Here is a 3,174-nt window from a genome sequence, read left to right as displayed (position 1 = left end):
CACACGCCGTCACGCAACAACCAAACGCACGCGCCACCTGACCCTTTCAAGCTAATCGCAACACGGGAACTAAGCGGGGACAATGTGGCGCAGTTGGTGCGGGGTGATATGCGGCAGGTTGGCGTCGGTGGTCACGCGACCCAGCACGTCGCGGATGTGATCGACGGTCAGGCGCCGACCGTGGTGGGTGAACAAATAGTCGGTAGGGCGTGCTGTGCGTGGGTGCGGCAACGGCCGCCCAAGCGAGCGGTGGGCCACGATCCGATCGATGAGGGCAACAGTGTCGTCATCGAGGGGCACCATCCGTTCGGTATTGAGCTTTCCCAGTGGGACTTTCAGCCATGCGCCTTGGCCAGGGATTTCGTGGACGCTGTCGAGTTCGAGGTCGACGAGCTCACCGATACGCAATCCGGTCGCCCGCTGCAACAGCAGCGCGTCAGCCGGCAGTCGGTCTGGCCAGGCCTGCAGTGCCTGAGTCAGCCGCCGATCCAGGTCCGGGGTGAGGTAACGCGGCAGAGCACGCGGCAGCTTCGGAATGTCGGAGCGGAATACCAGCCGCCGAGGTGGTGCCTCCGGCCAACCCCACTCAGCGATGTCGTTGAGAAAACAGTGCACTGCCAATACCCGACCGCGACGCTCTGAGGCTTGAATCGGCGCGCCCGTGCGCGAATTGGTTGCCTCGGCGGTAGCGGTCATGTAGGTCTCGATGTGGCGGCGTCGGTCCAAATTGGCCAGACTTGCCAATGTCGGATCAACCGCATACAGGTGGGCGGCGAAGTGGTTGAGCCGGGTTGCGGTGCCAGCGACCGTGCCGCGGCTATGGGTGGCGGTCAACCGATCAAGGTAGGCCACAAACGACCCGCGCAGCGACGGACTCGCATCCCGCATCCGCTGGGCAAAGCTTTGCCGCAGCAGGGTGGTCGCGTTGACCGGCTGGTCGGTGAACACACCGAGGTGAAACATCACCTGCCGGGCGGTGTGGGCACCGCTGCTGTAGTGGCGGCTGGGTTTATCAGCGCCGCGGCGAGCCGCACTTGCAGCTAGTAGATCGTCAAAGTCGTTGTTGGTCAGGGCATCCAGTCGTCTTCCTGTCTGAATGAGGAGCCTGCCGATGACCTGCGACGCGGATGCGCTGCGGGTGCGTTCGGTGAAGCCGAGTTCTTCGGCGGCGCCCAGGAACCGGGCAAGGTCCTGGGCAAGCAGCCCGGGCGGCATGTGGCGCCAAAAGACGGACAGTTTGCGGCAGATCAGGTAGTCGTATCCGGGCCGCAGGTGCCCGGCCAGCATCAGGAACGTCACAAAGCAGCGGGTGGTATGCGACGCCGACAACCGTGTCTGTAGTGGTTCCCCGGCCCATTGTTGTGGATCGGGCCAGCGTCGCAGGAACGTTCGTGCTGCCGACCGGAGGTTCCTACTGGTCAATCCCAGCCGGGTGCAGTGCGCGTCGTAATCGGTGAGCAGGTCAGCATCAGGAGCGGGAACGTAAGCGAGCACGGGCGGCATCGAACTCCTCACGCAGAAACGTTGGGGCCAAATGGATGTAGGCGGCGGCGGAATCAGCGTGGTCGTGGCCCATCAGTGCTTGGATCACGGACAGATCGACCCCGGCTTCAGCCAGCGCGGTGCCGAACGAATGCCGTAACGCATGTGGATGCCCGGCGCTGACGCCGGAGCGTTCACGGTGATAGCGAAATACCGTGCGCAGTCCCGCCGCGGTCAGCGGCTGTCCGCGATGAACGCCCTTGGCGACGACGAACAACGCCTCGGCATCTGTCTCGGGGCGCTCGACCAGCAGATAAGTTTGGATCGCGCCGGCAACGTCGGTGTCGATCGGTACGGACCGTTCCTTGCTTCCCTTGCCGAGCACCCGAACCCAGCGTCGGGCGATATCCACATCGGCAACGCGCACTGACAGGACTTCAGTTGACCGCAACCCTGACATCAGCATCAAGCCACCGATGGACCGATCGCGCCAGCTCCGGAAGCTGCCCAGCAGCGCCGCAGACTCCTGTCGGGTCAACCCGCGCGGCAGCCGCCGCTGCTCACGGACCCTCAGCTGGGAACGTGACTTCGGCTTGGCGATATGGGCCAACAGGCCGGAACGCTCTCCACGCGAACGCAATCGGGCCGAGCGAACCCCACTGACCGGGTTTCGCGCGTCGGGGTCGCGCATCTCCTGGAATGCGAACAAACTGGAGATCGCCGCCAGTCTCCGATTAATCGTTGCAGGTGCATACCCTTGATTGCGGCCATCGCGGATCGAATACACGTTGCCACCCGGTCGGCCCGGCAGCGTCGCCTCTCGACACGCAGTCAGGAACCTAAGCAGCACATCAACATTGACCTCTGCTAGGTCCACCTGCTCGTCAATCAGCCACCGCGCGAACGCCAGCAGGTCGTACGCGTAGGCCCGGCAGGTATGGACGGAGAAGTTGCGGTCAGCCAGATGTCCCAGAAAGTCGTTGACCAATCCGAACCGCTCGGCGGCCGGCCCACGCAACTGCCACACACCGCCATCGACGGCTGCAGACAGCTCTTTCGTCATGAGATGTGCATATCGCATCTGGCTCGATCCGGGCGTAAAACTGCAGGAAATGGGCAGTTCCCCTCATCCGAGTCACCCGGATTAGCCGGTTAAGAGTGGGTCATAGGGTTTGAGTTGCACCAGCCGCGACCCCAGCGTGCCCATCAACGCCGTGACCGACTCGGTCAACCGGCCGCGCCGTCCGATCCCGGCCTCGTTGTCCCACCACAACTCGTGCGGTATCGCGGTGAAGGTCTGCGAAAGCAGCTGCCACATCCCGGCCACCAGGTCCATGGTTTGGCGGGAGGGCAGCATCACCGCGGCGATGAAGCGGGAGAACGCTGCCACCATCACCAGCACCGGCAGCATCGTTTCCTGGCCGAAACCGACCGGGATCTTGGGCGCCGGGAACCACAAGTCGCACTGCACCACCCGTCCCGGCGGATGCTCGAGGCGGTCGACCGGATCAGCCGGCAGGTACTCCGGGCGGATCGCCCGGACCCGCTCCCGGAACCAGGAGATCGAACCGGTCCACCCGACCCGCTCGGCGATCACCGTCGCCGGCATCGTCGGGTAGGCCGTCAACAACGCCCGGATTCGAGGTTCCACCTCGTTGATCGCCGACGGCGCCGAGGCCCGCTCGTACTTCG

2 protein-coding genes and 1 pseudogene are annotated in these 3,174 nt (G+C 64.3%); all 3 read right to left on the bottom strand.

The features are described 5' to 3' along the window. Nucleotides 1–69: 69 nt before the first annotated feature. Nucleotides 70–1,515: a tyrosine-type recombinase/integrase gene (locus RMCN_RS26875; protein WP_234787809.1), complete on the bottom strand. Its 1,446-nt coding sequence runs from the start codon at nt 1,513–1,515 to the stop codon at nt 70–72. After that, nucleotides 1,469–2,470: a tyrosine-type recombinase/integrase gene (locus RMCN_RS26870; RefSeq protein ID WP_234787808.1), complete on the bottom strand. Its 1,002-nt coding sequence runs from the start codon at nt 2,468–2,470 to the stop codon at nt 1,469–1,471. Before RMCN_RS26870 ends, RMCN_RS26875 begins: the two co-directional genes overlap by 47 nt. A 159-nt stretch (nt 2,471–2,629) precedes the next feature. Continuing rightward, nucleotides 2,630–3,174, bottom strand: a pseudogene (locus RMCN_RS26865) (IS21 family transposase); the annotation flags it as partial.

The organism is Mycolicibacterium novocastrense (assembly GCF_001570485.1).
In the GTDB taxonomy this organism is placed as follows: Bacteria; Actinomycetota; Actinomycetes; order Mycobacteriales; family Mycobacteriaceae; genus Mycobacterium; species Mycobacterium novocastrense.
This window is presented reverse-complemented; position numbering and strand designations above follow the sequence as displayed.